The 22,722-nt window shown below is 51.0% G+C and carries 16 protein-coding genes and 1 pseudogene; 7 read left to right on the top strand and 10 right to left on the bottom strand.

Annotation, left to right across the window (positions count from 1 at the left end; translation table 11 throughout):
* Positions 1-48 precede the first annotated feature (48 nt).
* The 3 genes from ABF287_RS16955 (at position 49) to ABF287_RS16945 (ending at position 2,645) form a co-directional block, all read left to right on the top strand.
* Positions 49-789, top strand: coding sequence for an O-antigen ligase family protein (locus tag ABF287_RS16955; RefSeq protein ID WP_347186179.1), 741 nt, complete (start codon positions 49-51; stop codon positions 787-789).
* Positions 790-1,191: 402 nt separating this feature from the next.
* Positions 1,192-2,043, top strand: a complete 852-nt coding sequence (locus tag ABF287_RS16950) for an NAD-dependent epimerase/dehydratase family protein (protein ID WP_347186178.1) — start codon at positions 1,192-1,194, stop codon at positions 2,041-2,043.
* Positions 2,040-2,645, top strand: coding sequence for a sugar transferase (locus ABF287_RS16945; RefSeq protein ID WP_347186177.1), 606 nt, complete (start codon positions 2,040-2,042; stop codon positions 2,643-2,645). The genes ABF287_RS16950 and ABF287_RS16945 overlap by 4 nt, the downstream gene beginning before the upstream one ends.
* A 12-nt stretch (positions 2,646-2,657) precedes the next feature.
* Here the strand turns inward: ABF287_RS16945 and ABF287_RS16940 are convergent, their stop codons facing one another.
* From ABF287_RS16940 to ABF287_RS16905, 8 genes are all read right to left on the bottom strand, one after another.
* Positions 2,658-3,797 (bottom strand): phosphonoacetaldehyde reductase, encoded by a 1,140-nt coding sequence (locus ABF287_RS16940; protein WP_347186176.1) that lies wholly within the window; start codon positions 3,795-3,797, stop codon positions 2,658-2,660.
* Complete coding sequence (gene aepY, locus ABF287_RS16935; RefSeq protein ID WP_347186175.1) at positions 3,794-4,921, bottom strand: phosphonopyruvate decarboxylase; 1,128 nt, start codon at positions 4,919-4,921, stop codon at positions 3,794-3,796. The genes ABF287_RS16940 and aepY overlap by 4 nt, the downstream gene beginning before the upstream one ends.
* Positions 4,921-6,219 carry a phosphoenolpyruvate mutase gene (gene aepX, locus ABF287_RS16930; protein WP_347186174.1) on the bottom strand — a complete coding sequence of 433 codons (1,299 nt, stop codon included), beginning with the start codon at positions 6,217-6,219 and terminating at the stop codon, positions 4,921-4,923. Before aepX ends, aepY begins: the two co-directional genes overlap by 1 nt.
* A 368-nt stretch (positions 6,220-6,587) precedes the next feature.
* Positions 6,588-7,472 (bottom strand): CDP-alcohol phosphatidyltransferase family protein, encoded by an 885-nt coding sequence (locus tag ABF287_RS16925; protein WP_347186173.1) that lies wholly within the window; start codon positions 7,470-7,472, stop codon positions 6,588-6,590.
* Positions 7,456-8,175 (bottom strand): ATP-binding cassette domain-containing protein, encoded by a 720-nt coding sequence (locus ABF287_RS16920; RefSeq protein ID WP_347186172.1) that lies wholly within the window; start codon positions 8,173-8,175, stop codon positions 7,456-7,458. Before ABF287_RS16920 ends, ABF287_RS16925 begins: the two co-directional genes overlap by 17 nt.
* Positions 8,176-8,177: 2 nt before the next feature.
* The gene (locus ABF287_RS16915) at positions 8,178-8,969 is read right to left on the bottom strand and encodes an ABC transporter permease (RefSeq protein WP_347186171.1); all 792 of its coding nucleotides are present in this window, start codon (positions 8,967-8,969) and stop codon (positions 8,178-8,180) included.
* A 186-nt stretch (positions 8,970-9,155) separates the two neighbouring features.
* Positions 9,156-10,307 carry a LicD family protein gene (locus ABF287_RS16910; RefSeq protein WP_347186170.1) on the bottom strand — a complete coding sequence of 384 codons (1,152 nt, stop codon included), beginning with the start codon at positions 10,305-10,307 and terminating at the stop codon, positions 9,156-9,158.
* Entirely contained in the window at positions 10,304-12,106 is a 1,803-nt protein-coding gene (locus ABF287_RS16905) for a hypothetical protein (protein ID WP_347186169.1), read from the bottom strand. The genes ABF287_RS16910 and ABF287_RS16905 overlap by 4 nt, the downstream gene beginning before the upstream one ends.
* A gap of 513 nt (positions 12,107-12,619) precedes the next feature.
* Here ABF287_RS16905 and ABF287_RS16900 point away from each other — a divergent pair.
* The 3 genes from ABF287_RS16900 to ABF287_RS16890 are packed head-to-tail and all read left to right on the top strand — an operon-like array spanning position 12,620 to position 18,127.
* Complete coding sequence (locus ABF287_RS16900; protein ID WP_347186168.1) at positions 12,620-14,860, top strand: CDP-glycerol glycerophosphotransferase family protein; 2,241 nt, start codon at positions 12,620-12,622, stop codon at positions 14,858-14,860.
* Positions 14,857-16,185 carry a glycosyltransferase gene (locus tag ABF287_RS16895; protein ID WP_347186167.1) on the top strand — a complete coding sequence of 443 codons (1,329 nt, stop codon included), beginning with the start codon at positions 14,857-14,859 and terminating at the stop codon, positions 16,183-16,185. Before ABF287_RS16900 ends, ABF287_RS16895 begins: the two co-directional genes overlap by 4 nt.
* A 46-nt stretch (positions 16,186-16,231) precedes the next feature.
* Positions 16,232-18,127 carry a glycosyltransferase family 2 protein gene (locus ABF287_RS16890; protein WP_347186180.1) on the top strand — a complete coding sequence of 632 codons (1,896 nt, stop codon included), beginning with the start codon at positions 16,232-16,234 and terminating at the stop codon, positions 18,125-18,127.
* 116 nt (positions 18,128-18,243) lie between these two features.
* Here ABF287_RS16890 and ABF287_RS16885 read toward each other — a convergent pair.
* Both ABF287_RS16885 and ABF287_RS16880 read right to left on the bottom strand, forming a co-directional pair.
* A pseudogene (locus ABF287_RS16885) lies at positions 18,244-19,022 on the bottom strand (IS66 family transposase); the annotation flags it as partial.
* A gap of 457 nt (positions 19,023-19,479) precedes the next feature.
* A complete protein-coding gene (locus ABF287_RS16880; RefSeq protein WP_347186166.1) occupies positions 19,480-19,794 on the bottom strand; it encodes a DUF736 family protein in 315 nt (104 codons plus the stop codon).
* Positions 19,795-20,747: 953 nt separating this feature from the next.
* Here ABF287_RS16880 and ABF287_RS16875 point away from each other — a divergent pair.
* Positions 20,748-22,589: a nucleoside-diphosphate sugar epimerase/dehydratase gene (locus ABF287_RS16875; RefSeq protein ID WP_347186165.1), complete on the top strand. Its 1,842-nt coding sequence runs from the start codon at positions 20,748-20,750 to the stop codon at positions 22,587-22,589.
* The last annotated feature ends 133 nt before the right edge of the window (positions 22,590-22,722 follow it).

Raw genomic sequence — 22,722 nt, 5'->3', positions numbered from 1 at the left:
TGGATCACGTCCGTCATGGCGTGATATTCGCCTTTTGGATCGCGGCCCGTGACCAGTCCAAAGTCGTTCATAAATTTCATCAGACGCGGTGTGTTTTGGGTTGTTTTTCTAACTGGAAGCAGGATGCCGGTGGCGGTCGCGATCTACCTTTTGACTATTTGGCTGCTTCTCACAAAACAGGCGGTACGCACCCGTTTGTTGATCGTTCTAGGATGCGTCTTGATTATACCTTTGCAAGGTATTTTGGCGCCGGATGTTGCAAACGGAATCTTTAGTAGGTTCGCAGCGCTCGACTTCGGCGTAATGACTGACGTGGCGGTTGAGGCTCCCGCTGGAGCGGTGGTTGGTGAAGCCCCCAGTGTAGAAGTTGTAAGCGGTGCTTCCGGAGTGCATCGAGCTTGGATATGGAAAGCAGGCTTCGACTTAATATTGCAGCAACCTTGGTTCGGTTGGGGAAGGGACATGGCTTTAACTGATCAGGTGTTGGTGGCAGTCCAAGCACCTGATGGTATTCGTACACAACCGCATTTTCATAACGAGCTTATCAACATTTCCGTGCGCTTCGGTATACCTGCAGCGGTTTTGTTAGTATTGAGTTACGCGGGTCTTTTTTGGACTGCGCGAACTCGACATCATCTCTTGGTTGTCCTCGTATTTTTGTCCCAACTTTTTGCATTGTCTTTGACGGACGTTATTTTCAGCCATAGCGTGACTCTGTCGATGTTCGTATTCACAGTTACGCTGCTTCTTTTGTACACGTCGCCAAATGCCGCTGAACAAACGGAATAACTACTTTCGCAAGCCTTCGATATCCAAGCTTAACCTACAGGATTACACGCCGAAATGGCACCAAACACACCAACGCGATTGATTTTATGTATGAAGTGGGGGGATGTCTTTTCGCCCGAATATGTAAATATTCTGTACCGTGCTTGTCGCGCGCATGTGACAGGTCCCATTCAATTTGTGTGTTTGACCGATGATGCAATTGGTCTTCTGCCTGACATTCACGCGCTTTCAATACCGGATATCGGACTATCGCAGGACCAGTGGTTCACACCCGCTGTCTGGACGCTCAGACACCGCTGCCTTGCAATGCCTGATTGCCAATCGTATTGAAGGCTTTCCTGTGAAGGTGCAAAATCAGAGTTTAGCAAGACAGGCAATCGTCCACCTGAAAAGAGAGACTGCGTGAAAGAAAATGTTATTCTTGTCGGAGCGTCGGGACGCGTGGGGTGTATGGTTGCACCCGCGATGCATGTGGTTCTGCAAGGGCGCGCGCAGGGCGATCCAACAGATGCGCAGCATTTAAACTGGGACCCTCTTTCCGGTGCGCGAGCGTTGAGAGATTGGATCCAGCGCTATGGATCTGTCAAAACAATGCTTGTCCTTGCGGGGGTCACCCCCGGAGAGGGGCGCGATCTATCTTTAAACACAGCTATTGCAGATGCGTGTTTACAGGCCGCTAAAGAGGCGGGCATTGCGCGTGTTTTGCTGGCGTCGACCTCTGCGGTCTATGGTCTCGGGGACGGGCAGCCTTTTGCTGAAACCGCGCCTTGTAATCCGGTGAATGACTATGGGCGCGCAAAACTTGTGATGGAGCAGGCGTGCGATGCGTGGCGTTCAAATACCCTTGAGATCTGTTGCCTGCGGATCGGCAATGTCGCGGGGGCGGACGCGCTGTTGCTTAACATTGCGCGCTCACAAGCGGGTGCGCCAGTTACGATTGATACATTTGAGGACGCGCGCGGGCCACTACGGTCCTACATTGGTCCTGCGAGCCTTGCATCGGTGCTTGAGACGCTCGCGCATCATCCCGCAGCGCTACCGCCTTGTTTGAACATTGCAGCGCCTGAAGCGATTGCGATGGAGGCTCTCGCAGATGCGGCAGAGCATCCTTGGACCCCGCGCGCAGGCGCGAATGAGGCGTTTCAGAAAATTCTGCTCGACTGTCGCTTGCTTTGCACGCTGCATTCGTTCACCCCGTCAGATAGCAGGCCCGCTGTCATGATCACTCAATGGAAGAGCACTTTGTCCAAATGACCTATTCCAAGCGCGTATTTGATTTTACCTGTGCGCTCATTCTAACTGTTCTGTTAAGCCCCGCCTTACTGGTGGTTAGTGTACTGATCCTGTGTCTGGATGGGCGCCCAGTGTTTTACGTCTCCGAGCGGATGCAGACACCAACAAGGGGTTTTCAGCTTCTCAAGTTTAGAACGATGAAACCTGTGTCGCAGGACGCGGGGGTCTCGGGGGGTGACAAATCGGGTCGCATCACACGCACCGGGGCATTCCTGCGCGGTAAACGCATCGATGAAATTCCCCAGCTTTGGAACGTTCTGAAAGGCGACATCAGTTTTGTCGGGCCGCGACCGCCGCTACGCCAATACGTGGAGCGCTTTCCCGAGGTCTACGGGCCTCTGCTGAGATCACGCCCCGGTGTGACTGGCCTTGCCTCGGTTTATTTCAGCAAACACGAAGAACATCTTTTGGCGAGCACTCAGGATTCTGAAGAAACTGACGCGATATATTGCCGTCAATGCATCCCCAGAAAGGCCAAGCTGGATATGATTTATCAATCAAAGCGCAGCCTGTGCTTTGATTGCCTTATCATGCTTCATACTGTGTTTAAGCGGCGACGCTAAAGCGGTACGCTGTTACAGATCGAAAATTTGATCCATATGCACCTGCGTCAGGCCAACCGGGTTGTTGGACATGCGTTGCATGTTCACTTGTTTGGAGAGGAACGCACGTTTTTTAGCGGTGTCCGCACCGATCGCAGCCATGTCGCTTTCGACGTTGATCGCTTTCAGATAGGCCTTGAGGTGGCTTGCGCTATCGCCTGCTGAGGTGATGCCCCAGATGTTCATCAAACGCTCCATAATAGCGGTGAAGTGATCCATACCGCGCGGGTCGGTCACCACATTAACGTTTGCCGTTGCGTGCATCTCGAAGATGCGTGGCAGGGTCAGCCAAACCGCATGGCCATGTGGCACGCCGTGATGGCTGGTGATGGCGTAAGACCAGGCATGAGCCGCGGTGGTTTTAGAAATGTTGATGGCTTTGCCCGCAAGATTGGCGGCTTCCATCATCCCTTGCAGCGCGTCTTCGCCAGCACCCGGTGCTAAGACGTCCTGCAGGTATTTCGTACAGAGCGACACGGCGCGGAAAGAATATTCGCGACTTTCCTCGGTAGAACCCGCCGCCCATGCGCTTTCAATGGCTTGTGCCAAAGCGTCCAGACCGTTGCAGGCCATTTGATAGGGCGAGGCCGAGGCGATCAAAGAGCCGTCCAAGATGACGCCCTCTGGCAGCAATAGTTGTGAAGCCAGAGAGTATTTGTCCAAGCCAATATAGACGACTGCGAAGTGGGTTGCTTCGCTGCCCGAGCCCGCAGTTGTTGGAACCAGCACCATCGGGATGCCCGGATCGGTCATCCCGAGCTCGCCTTTGGCAAGCTCTTTGGACTTCTCTGGTGCCGTGTAGAAAGCTTTGATAAGCTTGGCCATATCCATGACGCTGCCGCCGCCAACGCCAACGATCAAATCGACGCCAGCCTCTTTGGCGATGGCGACACCGCGCTCTGCATCTTCTATCTTAGGGTTCACATCGAAATCACTGAATTGCACGACGTTGTCGTTTTGCAGCGCCGCATCGACGATGTTTTTCGCGCCACTTGCCGCATAAGACGCTTTGCCTGTCACAAGCAAGACAGTCTTCGCATCAAACGCTGCGCGAATATCGGACAGTTGAGACAGTGATCCGATCCCAGGTAGAATTTTAGTAATGCGGGTCACAACACACCAAGAAATTTCATCATCGCAATTTTGTTCTGTGCAGGTGTTGATGTTGGCCGCCCAATATCCGCACGGTTGCCCGGGCGTACCTGTACTTCAATGAAGGTCACGCCATTTGTCGCCTTAGCCGCCGCAATAGCGTTTTGCAAAGCCTCCTTTGTGTCAACGCGTTGCGCTGAAGCATAGCCACAGGCTGTCGCGATTGTGGGAATGTCGATGTCAAAGCCAACAGTTGGCTGACCGCCAACGGAGCCGTGGACACCATTGTTGAACACCAGATGTATGAGGTTCTTGGCGTTTGACTGACCGGTGATCGCCATGGACCCCATATGCATCAAAGCTGCACCATCGCCATCAAAGCAATAGACCGGACGATCGGTTTGCGCCATGGCCAGACCAAGTGCGATCTGACTTGCATGTCCCATGCCGCCCACGGTGAGAAAATCACGGTGGTGACCAGCCTCATTGCGCGCTCGAAATTCAAACAATTCACGGCTTGGCATGCCGGTGGTGCAAATAACGGCTGCGTCGTCTTCAAGGGTTTCAGCAGCTGCCATGATCGCTTCTTCGCGACCCATTGGCAGATCAGCTTCGGCCTTGGGCGCCGCATAGCTGTCGAACGTACCCTTTTTCACAACAAGCGCGACAGGACCATTGATGTCACGAGCTTGCTGCGCGGCCGCTTTGGTTTGCGCTTCTGCTTCCGTGATGTCATCCGAGAGCACCACAACAGGCAGGTCCATATCTTCCAACATCTTAATCATTACACGCCCTTGGTGGACGTGCTGGGGTTCGTCTTTCTTGCCCGGCTCACCGCGCCAGCCCAGCATGAGCAGCATAGGTGTGCCATAAACTTCCGGGCTTGCCAGCGACAACAGCGGGTTGACCGTGTTGCCCAAGCCGGAGTTCTGCAAATAGACCAAAGGCAAAGCACCGGTGCCAATATAGTGACCAATTGCTAAACCCACGGAGGCGCCTTCATTGGCCGCAATGACGTGGTCCTCTGGTTTCAGAGATACAGTCACGCAGGCACAGAATTCTTTCAGAAGACTGTCAGGGACGCCCGTAAAGAACGTCACACCTGCATCGCCAAGAACGCGGAGATAATCGGAAGGAGCCAGCATTATTTAGTCCCTGGAATCATTTCGAGGATCTGCTTGATAGACAGACATTTCGGACGCACGTCAAAGCAACGCTCGTTCTCAAGAATGGTTGTCGCCACATCAAGCATCGCAGGATAGGCCGCGCGCAGCATGTGGTTTGCGTAGATCACGATATTTACGCCAGCTTTTGCAAACTCTGTTTCTGTGATTTTGTCGAAGGCTGATGGAACAACGATCAAAGGACGACCCAAGCCGAACTCTTGATAGAGCTTACAGAAATCCATGATCTCCTGACCGTCCTCAAGACGCGAGTGAATCATGATGCCATCAGCGCCTGCGGCAAGGTAGGCTTTGCAACGCTCAACCGCGTCGTCCATGCCTTTATCAAGGATGAGGCTTTCGCAACGCGCAAAGACCATGAAGTCCTCGGACACTTGTGCGTTCTTACCAGTTTGGATCTTCGCGCAGAAATCTTCGATGGTGTCCTGCGTCTGTGCAACATCCGTGCCAAACAAAGAGTTCTTCTTAAGGCCTGTCTTATCCTCGATCACAATCGCGGAGACGCCCAAACGCTCAAGTGTACGCACTGTGAAGGCGAAGTGCTCAGGCTTGCCGCCTGTGTCACCGTCATAAATCATAGGCTTGGTTGTGACTTCGAAGATGGAGCTGATTGTATTGGCGCGATCAGAGGTATCAACCGCTTCAATGTCGGGCTTACCCTTGTTGGTACTGTCGGTCAGCGAGCTGGACCAAACCGCATCGAAAGAGCGTTTCGAGCCGTTCACATCAACTTCAAGGTTTTCCGCAATCAGGCTGGAAATACCACTGTGCGTTTCAAGAACGCGCACGATGTCTTTGGAGTGCACAAGACGCTTGAACTGTGCGCGACGGCGGTCCGCGGTGGTGCCTTGTGCTTTGACAGCTTTGTTAAGTTTGGTTGAAGAAATGTCTGGTGTGTAGGGAACATCAACCAGTTTACCGCCCCATTGTGCTAGTGTTGCGACCACTTGATCGCGCACTTTGGATTGAACACCGGTTTTCCAATCATCTCCGTGTACGACAATGTCTGGCTTGAGGGCTTCAAGGTTTGGACGGTAGTCTAGCGTTTCTTGTGGAATAACTTTGACAACGCCCTTAAGCGCGGAGACCACAGCTTCACGCTCTTCATACGTGAGGTATGGCAAGCGCTTGTAAGACGCGATCGCCTTATCTGTGAGCAAGCCAATGGTGACGTCACCGTGTTTTGCGGCTTCATTGATGATGTTGATATGTCCGTGGTGAATCATATCTGCGCTCATGCCGACGTATACAATTGCCATTTTCTTGAATCCTCTGCTTAAATCTTTCTTCCCGCGCATGCACGAAAGTACACACAGGGATAATTGAGCGTCAGATATGCGCTTTCACTTAGATATTCTAGTGCAAATGCGAAATTTCTTGCCAGACAAGCCTTGAGACGAACTTTGCCGTCACCAAGATTGTTTGTGGGTCAATGGGGTATTGCCAATTTGTTGATGTCCGACGTCAGCGCCTATGGGTCCAAATAGGTTGATTTGCTAAGAGAGGGTTTGTTGCTCATCGTAACCACTGAGGAGTGGCCGATGAAGAAAACAATGAAGAGCTGTGGCAAGAAAATTCCACTTTTGAAAACCATTAATTTTAGGGGGATTACCCCGTGGCTTGGTATTTATGGTGATGGATGCTCGGGTTGTGATGCAGTTGGCGCAATTTCACTCAGGCGTTTCTCGATGAACCCGCTTCTTACAACTAAGAGTAGCAGTGCCGCTTCTTTTAAAACCAGAGCGAGGCACGCGAGCATCCATATCGTGACAATGAGAACAGAAGATCCAACAACTATCTGGAGCACAAGAAGGACCGAGATACCGGCCAAATAAGACACATGACGAAACAGATGCAGAGCGACCCAGAAGATGCCTGTTGAACGGTCTGGATGACCAACGGATCGGATCGCACGTTTGATGAAAGTGGCTTTGGTATTCAGCGTTTGCTCTTGCGATGTTTGATAATTTGCAACGTTATATTGCTCTACATCCCCTTTGCGCAGCAATGCATCAACAACGGTCAACACAATGCGACTGACGGGGTTGAATGTCGCAAAACTTGCAAGCCAGGAAAGGATGATCATCCATTGGCTGCCCCCAGGATGTAGGGCGGCAACATAAGTACCGACAGATAAGAAAATCGCAGGCATGGTGATCGCATGGGCAAATTTGTCGAGAAAAATGCCTTGGATGCTTTCAGTATTTGTAGCTCGCGCGATTTCGCCATCCACGCAATCGAGAACGTAAGCAAAATGCAAAAGTAAGACACCGATTGCCAGACCGAGAGTGTTTTGCATCGCGTAGATTGCATAGCATCCCAATAGGCCAACTATGATCTGCAGATAGGTTATAGAATTAGGCGTTATTCCCGTCTTCAAAAGCACCCAGCTTAGGCGCAGAGAGGCCGGGCGGTAAAGTCGGCTAAGATATGGATCTACTTTGAGTTTATGCTCGGGGAAGGCAATTTTAGAAAACGCGTCAAACCCGTCGAAATCACTTTGATTTTTCATGCTGTTCAATCATCTCATCAATAGGTCCATCGGCAATAATTTTACCACTTTCAAAAATCAACCCGCGGGAGCAATACTCTGTGAGATAGGCCGCCGAATGCGACGCTAGCAACAACGTACCTGACCCACTCAAAAGGCGCTGCGTGCGCATCATGGATTTCACGCGAAAATTTTTATCACCGACACCGATAATCTCATCCATCAGTAAGATGTCAGCGGATTGGGCTGTCGCAACAGCGAAAGCAATTCGCAATTGCATACCCGAAGAATATGTTCTGATTGGTCGATCCAACGCATCGCCAAGCTCGGTAAACTCGACAATATCGTCAAGTAAATGTTTTGATTGGCTGCGGGGAATACCACGTGCTGCCATCAACAACGGAATATTTTCATACCCCGATGCTTCTTTGTCCAAACCAACCTTGACATCGAACAAGCTGGTTATGCACCCGTTAATCTCCAACTTTCCGGATGTTGGAGCATAGACGCCAGCCAAAACTTTAAGAAACGTAGATTTCCCTGCGCCGTTTATGCCCAAAAGCCCGACACGTTCGCCATCCCGAATTTCTACTGAAATACCGTCGAGCGCGCGAAATTCATTCGTTGATGCACTGTTCTTTCGTCCGGGTTTGGAAAAGAGCCGTTTCTTCGAGATAACCGGAAAGGACACTTTAAGCTGATCTGTTTTTATCTTGAGCGCCATGATTACAACCAGAATGCCAAGCGATGTTTCGTACGCGACAACAATAGCAAGGCGCCGAGCGTGCACAGGGTGAGCACACTACCCGCCACAACCCAATCAACTGGGTTGATGGGAAAGCCGAGAATTGGGTCTCGTACGATGCGTAAGAAGTACCCGAATGGATTTAACATTGTGATCAAATTTCCAGTTGGGCCAAGATCACGTTCAATCCAGATAATGGGTGTTGCGAAAAACGCGAGGCGGATGAGCGACTTAAGTATGGGTTCTAGGTCCCGGTATCGAAGGGCGGTTATGCCAATAATCATAGCAACGGACAGGGCTGTCAAAAATGTAACCCCAAAGCCGGCTAGGGCAACAAAAAAGCCCGTCACATCGGGCCAGGTTCCCCAAAAAATAAATATTGGGATAAGAATGATGCTGTTGTGGGCGAGGGTCAAAATTTGACTGTAAACCAACCAGAGAACAAAAGTCGTTGCAGGCCAATCGCGTTGCAACAAGAATGAGCGGTTCTTAGTAAAAACCGTGCCCGATCTAGTGATAACCCCTGAAATAAACAGCCATAGGATATAGCCGACAGCCAGATAGGTCATGTAGAAGTCACCTTCGATATTGAAAAGGCTCTTGTAGAGGTTTCCAATCGCGAAAACAAAAATGGCAACAGACAGTGTAATCCATAACTGCCCGAGCTTAGAACGTCGGTACTTCTTCTTGATTTCATTGGCCCCAAACGTGACCCAGAAATCGTAGTTTTTGAAGCCTTGGATGACATCTTTTATTGCGATGGGCATGCTCATATCTTGGCGCTACTCCGTAAGCGTTGCATCTGTCCCTCAAGTTGTCCCAACACATGTAAGGATCTCGCGGTTGGGTGTGTCATATTCTGCCCAGTTGCTTTGGGCAAGGGCGTCAAATGTGAAGGTGCTACTTAATGTAAGAATATACTGAAAATCTCGCATTTCAGTTTTGTTTAGCGAGGCGTTTTATAGCCTTCTCCCAAAATGTACTTCGCGCCGCAGAAGATACTCCGCTCCTAGAAAGTTGTGCGCTCCTGTGAGCGAGGGCATGTCGCGATGGTAATTGTAATCTGTCGCGGGGGTCTGCCAGTCACCATAGGTTTCCTTGAGATATAGATCGGGCGGGGTAGGGCCCAGAACCTCAAGGCCATAGACTGGGTAGCGCGCAAGTTCGAAAACAGTGTTTTCCCACAAAAGCGAAGATGTGCCGTGGCACAGTTTATCACCTGCCTGAAAATGCAGAAAGATATCTACATTGATCCCGCCCTTGTGGATCAAACGCACGAAAGCAGGGCGATTTAGTGGCTGGTCTTTGCCCCAGAGATCGCACTGATGTTCAATGCGTGACATATGAAACGCGGGGCTGGTGTTCAAGACATTTAAAAGCTGATCCAATGCGACATCGTCGCCCATCAAGCCAATGTCGATATCAAGGTCGTTCTTGATGAAACCACCCTCACGGTAAACGCCAAGAAATGTGCCTGCGATTGCGAACCAGGGCAAGTCATGGGCGGAGAAGAGTGCATGCAAATCATTCAACGCAGCTAAAGCGTTTTCCAAGTCCATGCCTTTGGGCACTTTGGGTTTCGCCGATTGCGCATTTTTGGGTCCTTCAGGGCGGTGCGGTCTTAATTCGTCCTTGCGTATACGCTTTGCCAGCTGATCATACTGCGCCTGAAACGCATTTTTGGTCGCAGTGCTGTCACCTGCGTCTTGCGCAGACTCAGCTGCGTTTTGCGCGAGGGTTGCCAGACTGCGCAAACGATCGAGTTCGACGGCAAGTGGCGCGTTCTTACGCGCACAAAGCCGCGTCAGGCGCCGCTCCAAAAACTGTAAATGCGCGCGATCCAAACCTTGGCAAAACTCGAACATTGGATCTTCTGGCATTGGTAAAGATAGCCAGCCACGTTTACCCATCCAGGACAGTCTCCGCATTTCGGATTTCAAATCATCGCCCCGAAGAATGCCGTGAAACAACACAACGCTCGAGCGCCAGTCCAGCGAAATCGCAAGCCCCGTAAGGCCTGCGCACGTGGCCAAAAGCGCGCGTACCGGCAGTGGGTAACGGGTGTTGAAGATGCGATGCAACCATCCCATCTTGGCAAGTTTCAAGCTCATTTCGATCGCGATGCGGTAAGTTGGTTCGACAGTCGCGCGAGAAGAAAGCTGAAGGTCGATATTTGTGCGCGCTCCGAAATGCTCAGCCCTTCGCGCGATTTTCCGATATTGTTGATCGAGATAGAGGGATCGAAGTGCTGATAGGCCTGCGCTTCGTCATACTCACCAAGAATAGTGGTGCAGATGTCTTTGACGATCTCGCGATCTGTCACCAATTCTTCGAAAAACACAGTGTCCATCTTCAGATCTGCATAGGTGCTGGGACGTGTTTGGGTCGCCGCCCGAGCCCCTCTGTAGAAATTACGTAATTTTACCGCTTTTCGTACAAGGAATTTCACAGGCGCATCCGAAAAGAATTGATTTTCGCGTTTTTGATCCAAGTACTGATCCGAGAAGTTCCGATCGACCCCGACAAAGTGACAGTTGCCCTTCACCTTGCCTAAGAGCTCGACGTTCTGCGTATTCACTGAGTTGTTGAAAAGCACGCAAATATCTTCTTCCAGGAAGAGGCTATTGTAGATCCGATGCTCGAAACTGCTCGCGGCTGCGTCACAAGCTAGTTCGCTTTTCTTATCCAGACCGCACGCCAATTCGTACACAAATGCAGTCAGCAATTGATAGTATCGTTCGATGCCTAACTCGATGATAAGATTCTCGTTGCAGTTCAAGGTCTTATATTCAAAATAGTCCTGATGCGGGCCAAGGATAACGTAAAGCCGAAGAAATTTTTTAAGAGCCATTTTGCGGTGTTGGGGGGCTTTGCGTGCCATGCCAAAAAGATCAAGCAGACCTCCTGGTCCTTGATGGATCATCGGCTCAACATCTGCATCCTCGTTTAAGAACGGTGCGGCGCGTGCCCCGAACATCGGGCGCACCTGGGAAAAGCCGCGAAAGATATCATAAATCACGCCAGATCCAGACCAACCGTATCCGCCAATAAAGACCTTCTTCGGGCCGGTTTTTTCGCCGAGTGCTTCAAATTCTTTGGCGGTTTCCTTCGCAAAGGGCTTCAGCAGGTCCTGCGTTTTGGCGTACTCGCCCTTTATGAGATGACGCACCCCGTGCACGATAGGGCCGATTACAGACTGCTTAAGAAAAGCCAGCTCGTCCGAGGCACGGGACTGTGTGTCGAGGTCCTCACCAAAAAAGGCGTCGATCTCTTGGCTATCAGCAAAAGGCGTCGGCGAGAGCCGCAAAGACTGCTCGAAGACATGCAAGATACGGTCTTTAATAAATCGAGGCCCGTCTGGTTGAAAATTTTCGCTGGGATCAAAGCTCAGGCGGGGGTAGAGTGCGCGGCGTATCGCACTTTGTAGCGCCCCGTAACTGTCATTGCTGATAGACTTGATGTGTGTAAGGAAGAGATCTGCATATCTCGCGTTTTCCCTTGGGCTGTCGACGAAATATAAGCCAACAAAATATGTAACAATATCGTCGTGCTGATCGTGCTCAACAAATGATTCTATCAAGGCAAGAATGCGCGCTTCAGATGTAAAATTCTCTTCATTTTGAGAAGCCCATTCCACGATGTCATCGGGATACCCATAGGTGCAAATTCTTGATACAAGCTTGCGGTGCTGACCCTGAAGTCCCTTTGCAAACCGCTTCGCTGCACTCTCAATATCTCCAAGGATCAAGAGCCCGATCCCAGATTCCATCAAGGCTTTTCGGTGCTTAAGCGGATTCAGTCGAGAAAGGGGCGAATAACACAGTTCCGCATTTGCCGCGAGGAACGCTTTGATATCGCCAGTGGAGAGCAAACTGCTTGCCGTAAACCGCAAATGAAAAGGGATTCTCATAGTGAGTGGGGCTGATCCTAGGCTTTGGTCACGATATCGACCTGTCTTTACTGACTTTGGAATGAACCGTTTAATTTGCCGCCTTCTGAAGTGTTTCAAAAACCTTAGAATGGGATTGCTCCTAATATTTGATGCCTACGCTGTGCTAGCGCAAAGTGACTTTCCTGTCCAGATGAGTGAAATATTGAATATTTGGCGTTATTTTCAGTATCTTGCCGAAGCTAGAGGCTACTCCAAATGTATGCTTTTTTGCTGAATTTTCTACGCGGACGACAAATAGGAGAAGCGTTTGAAATCGTGGCGGCTAAGCCGAATGTTCTAGACTTTGATATCCTGACGAGGTACGTGTTTGGACGCTGCATGCGAGGAGATCGTATGAGGTAAGAAAGAGACATGTTGAAAGCGGGTCGGGAGGTGCGAGCTTGGAAAAGTCTGGTGCCTAGTCGTGGCGAAATAACAGTCACTGATTAGTTACTACCCAGATGGAATTCAAATGACTTTTGGAGCGCAAATTTGAATAGCAAACCAACCTTCCCGTTGATTAGTGTTGTTATGCCAGTGCACAACACAGAGGAGCAAGTCGCAAATGCGGCCCAAAGTGTGCTTGCCCAAACTTACGAGAACCTAGAGCTAATCTGTATCGTGAACGATAGTTCGGACAGCTCCGAGGAAATCCTGCTTGAACTGTCTGCAAATGACTCGCGCCTCGTGGTGATCTCAAACGGAAAGGGCGCGGCCGGAGCAGGCCCAGCGCGGAATCAAGGTGTCGCTTTGGCAAAAGGCGAATTCATTTCATTTGTTGATGACGACGACTACGTTGAAGCCGATTTCCTGTCTCGTCTCTACAAGACATTGATCGAACACAACGTTGACATGGTCCAATGCGCCATTCGCTACATTTTTAAGACGAAGTCGAAAAACAAAAGCTATGGCAGCGGCATCATTCGAGGAGAACAAGTTTCAGTTCGGATCGACATGAGCGATGGTTTCGCCCGGCTTTATCCGATGGTTTGTGGAAAACTCTATAAGAAAGAGTTGTTTGATGACATCGAAATGAAAGCAATGACATTCGAAGACATCGAATTCACTCCTCGCTTGTTGGAACGGGTGGAATCTGCATTCATTCTTGACGAGCAACTATACAATTATAACAAAAGATACTCCACCGTGACAGGTTGGGGCGAACTCAAGAGATCGCAGATTTCAGAATATCTCGATTCTATTTTTCAAACACTTCCCCCCTATTACACAGAAAGCGCGTGCGCCATCCGCGCAAAGTATGGCTTGAAACCGCCGACCACTGTTTTCGCGAACATCAACAATTTTACGCGTGGACTAAATCGCGTGATATTTCAAAAATCTCCTGAATTTCAATCAGAATTCAAGTTAAAGTATGTAGATTTCGTGAGACGAGTAGAGGATCTCCTTTCGGAAGAGGACTGGCAATTCTTTTCAAGCAATCTTGTCGAACCGCTTGTTTTGAGAAAAGACTTCTGGATTCAAAAAAAGGCGCCTACACGTTTCTTCTTGAAACGAATAACGGCAGCGAAATCCAAACTGGCGAAAGCGTTTTCAAGCAAAATTTATGTAAGATGGTTGGAGCCTTACCTTTACTGGGTGGACTTCATTTTCCCCAAGAGCCCCAATATCTGGCTGTTTTCCAGCTGGGCGTATTACCCGCAACATACGCTTGATAACCCACGAGGCATTTTTGAGGCGGTCAAGGACGACCCTAATATCAAAAAGATCGTGGCTGTTCATGGAAAATTTGACGAGAATATCTTGATCAAAGACGGAAACAACGTTGTTTTTGTCCCTGTCGTTTCTTTTCGTTCACTTTACTATATTTTGCGAGCTGGCGTGTTCTTCACCGGCAACGCACTGTCGCCAAAGTTTGGCTACCGCAACATGATGAAACATCCGAAGCGGCGAAAGCTGGTTCAGCTGTGGCATGCGATCACGCTTAAGAAGATCGGATTGACCCTCGATCACAATCTCGAGCTTTATTGGCACGATGATGCAAATCGGTATGCGTTGATAACTTCGACATCCGACTTGGACCGCCAGACGATGATCGAGAGTTTTTCGCCCAAACGACCCGACGCTGTCGTTGTGACCGGGGTTCCGCGCCACGATTTACTGCACATGCCGGAAGAGAAACTGCCGGTTGACTACAGGGAGCAGATCGTGAATCTTCGTGCAAGGAAAGGTTCGAAGAAACTGTTCCTGTACGCTCCAACTTGGCGTGGCCCGCTTGATGATAAGTCGGAATTTACGATTCCCCAGCTTGAGAAGCTGGATGCTCTCTTTGAGTCCTACAATGCACTATTCGGCCAAAGAATACACCTCAACAACCGAAAAACTACAAAACGCGGTTTCTTTACCAATAATGTTCTGGATCTCAACAGCTTTCCAGAGACAACTCTCTTGCTGCGGGAAGTCGATGGGCTGATAACAGATTACTCGAGTATTTACTTCGACATCATGCAACGCGATAAGCCCGTTGTATTGTATCAACCTGATATTGAAAGCTACGAGTATACCCGTGGTCTGGCTTATAAATCAGGATCATTCCGTCCACACGAAGAAACCATCGACAGTTTCGAAAAGCTCTACGCAATGCTTGAAATGGCTCTCTCAGGAAACTTCGAGCCCGATCAGAAGTACAAGGATGTCAAATCCAAGTTTATGACATTCTGCGACGACAAGAACGCCCTTCGTGTGATCGCGGCCATGAGAAAGTCTAAGCCATGAGTGTGCACGTTCTGATTTATACCCATCATTGGACAGTGGGCGGTATCGAGAAAGTTATTCACAATATCACCCAAGGACTTGAGTCCCGAGGCTACACTTTCTCGATCCTAACAAATGACGTCCCGTCGCCGGAACGGCAGTTTCGACTCGGGAAAAATGCACGGGTGTATTTTCGCGATTTCAAGCCCTTCGATGTAACCAATGCTGAACGAATGAAATCCCTGATACTCCGTATCAATCCCGATATCGCCGTTGTAATGGGGTCAAATCGCTCCAACCTATGGGTTCCTCGAGCGCTCGCTGGCACGCCCGTTCCTGTCATCATGTCCGAACACAACACACAAATCCTTGTCGCAAAGAATTTTATCAACCCAGAAATCTACAGAGCCGCGCGAGCTATCGTTGACTTCAATCATGTGCTCCTGCCCAACTATATGAGTACTTTTAGCCCGCCGAGTAAGACCAGGGTAATCGGGAACCCGTTCAACTCGAATATCAATGTTGAACAAAAAATTGATCTGTCAACGCGCGAGAACACGGTCCTTTGCCTTGCCCGATACGACTACATTCAGAAGCAACCACAGGTTCTGGTCAAAGCCTTTGCCGAAATCGTATCTCGGCATCCAGATTGGAAACTTTCACTATTCGGGGGCAACTGGAAGCGCGGACAAAACAATATCCAAGCGCTAGTGAAACGCCTGAACCTTGAGGGTCAGGTTGAGGTCAACGACCATACCGACGATGTTATCGGAGAGATGCAAAAGGCGAAAATTCTCGCGTTTCCTTCCGCATACGAGGGTTTTCCCCTTGTGGCCGTAGATGCTCTGGCCAGTGGCCTTCCTGTCGTCGCATTTAGCGAATGCGAGGGCGTAAATCATCTGGTCCGGAATGGCGAGAATGGTGTGCTGGTCCACGGTGACGTCAAGGACTACAAAGCGTTTGCAAACGGATTGGAACAACTGATGTTGGACGAAGACTTCCGACTGCAACTCGCCGAAAACGCTCCGGCAAGTGTAGCTGACTACTCACATGACATCTTTTTGGACAATTGGGACAGCCTGTTCAAAGAGGCATATGCCAAAAAAGGACGTAATATCCTTGCGAACCCAAATGCCATCGAACGCCATTATCTGGAACTCCTTTTCGACTATCGCATGGAAGACATCTCGACAAAAGAGTTAAGTCTTGCACGGGAAGCCGAGCGGGCGAAAAAGTACGCGAACGCCCGGGAATGGGTTCCGCTTTTCGTTAGAAAGTTCCTGAACGTTTTCAGTCCGGGTCATGGCCTGAAACGCATCGCAAAAAAATTGCTCGGTGTAAGGTAGACTTGACCTTCGTACTTGAACATAATCACGATCCTGATTGTTTGATATGACCCTCATGCGTCTAGGAAGCCCGTATCAAAAACGTGCAAGAATCCGGCTACCATGGCCCTTCCGGCCAGCGCCACTGGTTTCGGTTATTGTGCCCGTTTACAACTGCGAGACCCTGCTGGCTCAGTGCCTCAACAGCCTTGTCGGGCAAACCTGCCGGGATATAGAAATTCTGGTCATAGATGACGGGTCGACCGATCAAAGCCTGCAGGTGATCCAATCCTACGCAGATAGAGATCCCCGTATCCGGGTGTTCCAAAAGGAAAATGGCGGACAAGGTTCTGCCCGCAATGTCGGGATCGATGCTGCCTGTGGCAAGTTTATAGGCTTTCTGGATGCCGATGATTGGGCCGTGCCCCACATGTTCGAATCGCTCGTTTCTCGCGCGCTCGAAGCCAAGGCCGATATCGTAGCTTGCGAATTCTACAATTTCTATCAGGATACTGGCCGATACGGTTTCTTCAAGTTCCGAACCGGAAACAAGCCGGTGTTCGGAAAATCTGTAAAGAAAAACCCGGACTTGTACTTCGCCGTTGGAAACTATCTCCCAAACAAGATCTTTCATCGCCGCCTGTTTCGGAACAGGCATATTCGACTGCCAGAAAACCAGATTTTTGAAGATTCCTGGATTATGCCTGACCTTCTGGCAAGAGCAAACCGTATCGAAGGGGTTCAGGAAAGGCTGTTCTTCTATCGCCGTGTGCAAAACGAAACATCGACTTCAAAGTTCGACAGCGACCGTTTTCTTGGCGTGTTCAAATCGGCCGACAAGATAGTCGAACATTTTGATCGCTACGCTCCGGGCTCAATCGCCCAACGCAGAGTTCTTTCCCAACTGTTGGCTACTCTTTTCTTTTCACGCTTTGATGTGGTGTTGCGGGGCTCGAAAAGCTGTGAGCGCAATCAAGCCGGCTCGATTGACTACATGAACCGAACCTTCGACTATCTGGAAAAGGTGGTGCCGGACTGGCAAAAGCACTACTCGGTTCCCGAAAGCAAACTGACCGAACCCAGAATGATTGCCCGCACGGGACGGGACAGTGCAATCAAGCTTGCCCGAATGGACGCAGGAGAGTTTGATACGTTTTTGGCTCAGCAGGAAACGGAGAGAATCAAACAGGCCGAAATACGTCGCCTGGCGTTGCTCGACCGGCAAACCAAATTGTACGGAGAAAAGCGCACCGAATTGATCGAGCGCATCCGGCGGGTACTTTCGGATGAAGGATTGCCGGTGTTTGTCGAGGTGACACGTGACCGACAAGCCTCTGGCAAGTATGCGTTTCAGCAAGACCCGCCGGAACTCAATCTTGGAACATTTGGACGTCTGGATGATAAGATATCCGATATCAAGCCGTCGCTTCTCTTTCTGAAATACCGGGCGTGGCGAGAATATCGCGTCAACGACAAGATCGTAATGGCAAGTTTTAAGTATGTAGCGACGAAAGAGACCTACTTTTTCGTTCATATTCACGCCTACCAATTAGTCGACAACGGCATAGCGACTTTCCGATTTTTCAGAGAACCTGGCCGAAACTACCTGCCCGAAGAACACAGTGTCTTGGAAATAGTGATCCCAACTGCATCAAGCATTTCGACCGTTGAGATGGAAGGTATCACTGTTCCTGTTCTCACCTTCGTCGCGCTCGGGGGACCCGATGGCAAAACCATCGGAGTAGACGATGATCCGGTTATCTATCTCGAAGATTTTGTCGCCAGACCCAAACCGGATTGCTTCGCTATTCACCGGGCAGAGACTCGTATTGGCCGCAAGCTAGATGCAACTAAGTGTTCGCCAAACGCATGGAGTTTGGCCCGTCGCGGACGGGCCCTCGGGCGGATCAAGTCCTTCGTCAAAAAAAACCTGAGAGGCATCCTCGGCCGCCTTTCGGGATGATGCAGGACCTCGTCTGGAATTGTGTAAAAGAAGATTGTTCTTCAAATTCCTTTCTAGGTGCGCCCTCCCCTAGAGTGTTGAGTTTTTTTGTCGGTTCTAAGTAAGCGGTGCGCCAGTCACACGGGCTTTGCGTAGTTCCAGGGCAATAGGTCGTTGATGTCAGTTTGTTTGTGCCCTGTGGCGATGGCCGTCAGTACGCCGGACAGATATCCATGCGGCTCGATGCCATTGAGTTTACAGGTCTCGATCAGGGACGCGATGACGGCCCAGTTTTGAGCGCCGGTATCATGTCCGGCGAAGAGCGCGTTTTTGCGGTTCAGAGCGATGGGGCGAATGGTGCGCTCGACAGGGTTGTTGTCGAGTTCGATGCGGCCATCGTCGAGGAACCTGCACAGGCCATCCCAGTATTTGGCGATGTATTTCAGGGCTTCACCGGTCGGCGATTTCGTTGAGACGCGGGCGCGGTGTTGTGCGAGCCAAAGCTCGAATGCATCGATGATGGGTTTTGAGCGTTCCTGCCGTGCAGCACAGCGTTGATCGGCGCTCAGGCCGCGCAGGTCTTTTTCGATGCGATAGAGCGCCTGGATTTGCACCAAGCCCTCTTGTGCGATTGGAGCCGCGCCAGACTGGGTAACGTCATGCAACTGCGACGGGCGTGCGCCCAGCAATATGCCAGTATCACATCCTGAGCCGGGCGTTTGAGCAACCGATTATAGCCTGCGTATCCGTCCACTTGCAGGGTGCCGCTGAAGCTGCTCAAGATGTTTTCCGCGTGCTGGCCTGATCGTCCGGGCGCATAAGTAAAGGCGACGCCGGGTGGGTCCTCGCCGCTCCATGGCCTGTCATCACGGGCAAGGACCCAGAAGTATCCGGTTTTGGTCTGTTAGAGGCGTCTATTCGTCTACAGCGGCATTAGAATTGGCTAACGAAGTGATTGCACACTGGAAACAGGTCTTGATCCGCAAGCATTCCACCCGCTGCCCCGACCTTCCACTCAAGGGTTTTGCAGCCATATGTAATTGGGGTGAGCTGCCAACCAAGACAAAGCGATCGCCGCAACATGCTATTGACCTAATCCTCAATGTGAAATGGACGTTGAGGGTAGAGGAGGTGTCACACTGCTCAAGTTGTGAACTACTCATCAAACCTTGAGCCAAATCAGGGCTGCGCAAAAGTGCATAGAAAAAATGTTTTAAATCAAATACTTAAAATCTAAACTTGTCATAGAGAAGTGGCGATTGTCCCATCGCCACTAAAACGGTTTGGAAACAGTCGTATTGCGGACACCGCGGCAAAACCCAAAGGACCGGAAATTTGGGCGAAAGGCGAGGGGGTAGCCCGCGCCTGACTTCTTAACTTGAGTAGGGGATGAAGTGATATTCACCGTTAGTGTCGTTTTTGACCGCGTTGGCACGGATTTCACCAGTGCCAAAGTTGATGGCGACGGAGAGGTAGTCATTGCCGGCTTGGCTTGTGGCCTGCCAGGCGCTGCCGATGCGAATGGAGCGGTTGCGCGTGGATTTGGCAGTGATCTCGAAGTCTGAGTGCTTTTCGGTCTTCTTGTGAGGGTTTTCTGAGATTGCGATGTCGACATCGAATGTCAGGGAGGCGATCCAGCCGGTGAAAGTGTTGTCGTTTGTGCGGGTGATTGAACCTTCGAGTGTCATGTCAATTTTCCTTTTGCTAAGTGACGAATTGAGCTCGTCTCATGGCGACCGTGGATCACCGTGGCGCAGCACAAGGGAACCCCCTCGCAGGGTTGATCCGCTCAGGGCGGTTTGGGGTAAGTGTGGTGAGGAAGGTTAGCAAAAAGGGAGATAGCGACACCCAATTCGTGGGCTTGCACGTAAATGTCAGCTTCGCAGGTCGGAACAAGGCATTTGCAAAGTGGTTTGATGAGAACACCTACCGACTGCTCAAGGAAACCCTCCAGACGTTTCAAGATGAGGCTAGAGGAGAGGGCAGTTAACAGCTGTTAACTGTCGAAAACGAGGACATGAGCAAACAAGGAGAATAACGCAAAAAGAAACCCTCGAAACCAGAGTTTCGAGGGCTGCAACGCCAAAGCGCTGATTGTCTTCGCACCACAATCTTAGCATCCCCCGAATCACCACACAACAAAAATGCCTTTGGGCGATCGGGTATCTGCGGCGGTTAGAAAAATATAGGGCAAGCAATGAATTCGCCCCAAGGGGCGGCTGGGCCTGCCGGGAACCGGCATGGTCTTTCTGTGCCTTTCGGCTGGCGCAATCCGTCACCATGAATAGTTTCGAGGCGTGTCGTTCGCCGCGCCGTCGACAAGCTGGTTGCGTAGGGAAATTTCAGCGAAGCCGGAGCGAACTAAATCTACAGCTGAGGCGATCCAAGCATAGAGGGCCATGCCCCCCACAGGTATCTTCGCAACCTGTTAAACTCTGGGCCAGAGAGCACGTCCATATTTTATTCCACTCTCATTATACACATCCAGAAGTAGTGTCTCCAAAGGATCGCCCACCAAAGTCCGCGCACCTAAACGGGGCATTCCTGGCAGTCAGTAGACAAAGAGCTCAGAAATGCTTATTGAAAATCAACCCGTTGGAGAGAGTGGTAAAGTTTTATGTCCATAAGATTGCCTCGTAGCATGAAGCGCACGGTTGTGCTGGCTGCAGATATGCTGCTGGTGCCAATTGCGCTTTATGTTGCCTATGCGCTGCGGTTCGGTACGGCATTTCCACTAGATCGGCTCTCCAGTTCTTGGCAGATTTTGGTGGTCATGTTTGTTGCCGCGCCGTTTGCAATTATTGTCTGCCGCCTACCGTGGATCAAGCTTTCAACCTTGGACTTTCGCGGCGCTTTGCGGATCGCGGCGGTGGGTTGCCTTCTGGGTGCGACGGCGTCGTTGTCGAGTTTGATCTTCGGTGCTGGATCGCTGCGTTCAATCCCGGTTATTTTCGCTGTAACGTTCTGCATACTTTCGTTTTTCGGCCGTGTTGGCGTTATTCTCAGCCTTCTGTGGATCGCTAAGTCGCGCAATGCGACGCCGGTGGCAATTTTCGGGGCAGGAGCCGCGGGCATTCAGCTTTCGTCTGCCCTCCGTCAAAGCCCAGAGGTTGTTCCGGTCTGTTTTGTTGACGATGACCCGTCCTATAAAGGCCTCAACATCGCAGGGTTACGGGTGCATTCGCGCGATGGTTTGAAGCGGATGGTCGCAAGCGGGCAGGTGTCTCGGGTTTTGATCGCCATCCCCTCGCTGGATCAGTCTGGCGTTGCACGCATCGTTGAAGACCTCGGTGAACTAGGAGTTGAAATTCAGGTTCTGCCGTCTTTTGTCGATCTGATTTCTGGGCGCAGCAAGGAACTTCAACTTGTTGCACCAGAGGCCTTGCTTGGGCGTGAGAAGGTGAACCTAGACCTGCCTGTTGTGGCAAAATCCTACGCCGGTCGTAGCGTGATGGTGACGGGGGCAGGGGGGTCCATTGGGTCCGAGCTTTGCAAGCAATTGTTGGAATGCAATCCGGAACGCATCGTGCTGTTTGAGCAAAGTGAATACGCGCTTTATGAAATCGAGGCCGCGCTTCGGGCGGGTGCGGCCAGCAAGAATATTGAAGTCGTCGCTCGCCTTGGGTCTGTGTGCGATCGCCGCCGCGTTGAAGCCATAATGCGCACCCAGAAGGTGGAAATCGTGCTGCACGCCGCAGCTTATAAGCACGTGCCGCTGATCGAGGAAAACGAGATTGAGGGCGCGCGAAATAATATTCTTGGCACGCGCACGCTGGCAGAGACGGCGTTGGCCGCTGGTGTTGAGCGGTTCATTCTGGTGTCCACCGACAAAGCCGTTCGCCCGACGAACATCATGGGCGCCACGAAACGCTTGGCGGAACTTGTGCTGCAAGATCTTGCGACGCGGTCTGTAAAAACGCGGTTTTCGATGGTGCGGTTCGGCAATGTGTTGGGCTCATCCGGGTCCGTGTTGCCGCTGTTTCAGAAACAAATCCGCCATGGCGGCCCCGTGACCGTCACGCATCCTGAGGTCACGCGCTTTTTCATGACGATTCCGGAAGCCTCGCGACTTGTGTTGTTAGCGGGTGCGTTTTCCGAGGGTGGTGATGTCTTCGTTTTGGATATGGGCAAACCGATGCGGATCATCGACATCGCGCGCCGCATGATTGAGATGTCGGGTGCGACCGTGCAATCGCCCAACGCCCCCAATGGGATTGAGATTAAGGTCACCGGACTGCGCCCTGGTGAAAAGCTGTACGAAGAGCTGCTGATCGACAGCGCCTCGCTCACCGAGACACCGCATGAAAAAATTCTGCGCGCGCAGGAAGAGAAACACAGTGAGATCATGACCAAGCGGATGCTGAAAGATTTTGAAACGGCTGTCGCGGATGCTGATCGGGATGAAATCCGCAGGCTCGTGCGCGAGTATGCCAGCGGCTATCACGTACCGGAGCATGAAATGCCTGCGGACGTGAAGTCCTAGCGACGTTGCCGTAGGGCAGGGACGACGCCCCAAATCCGAAAATAAAAACGGGCGCATTTTTTGATGCGCCCGAAATTTTTTCATCAAACTGTGTGTTGTTTAGAAGTGCGCGGACTTCGCGCCCGCTGGCTTC

This window comes from Pacificibacter sp. (genome assembly GCF_039769035.1).
Taxonomy (GTDB): domain Bacteria; phylum Pseudomonadota; class Alphaproteobacteria; order Rhodobacterales; family Rhodobacteraceae; genus Celeribacter.
The sequence above is the reverse complement of the archived record's forward strand: the minus strand, read 5'-3'. Positions and strand labels throughout refer to the sequence as shown.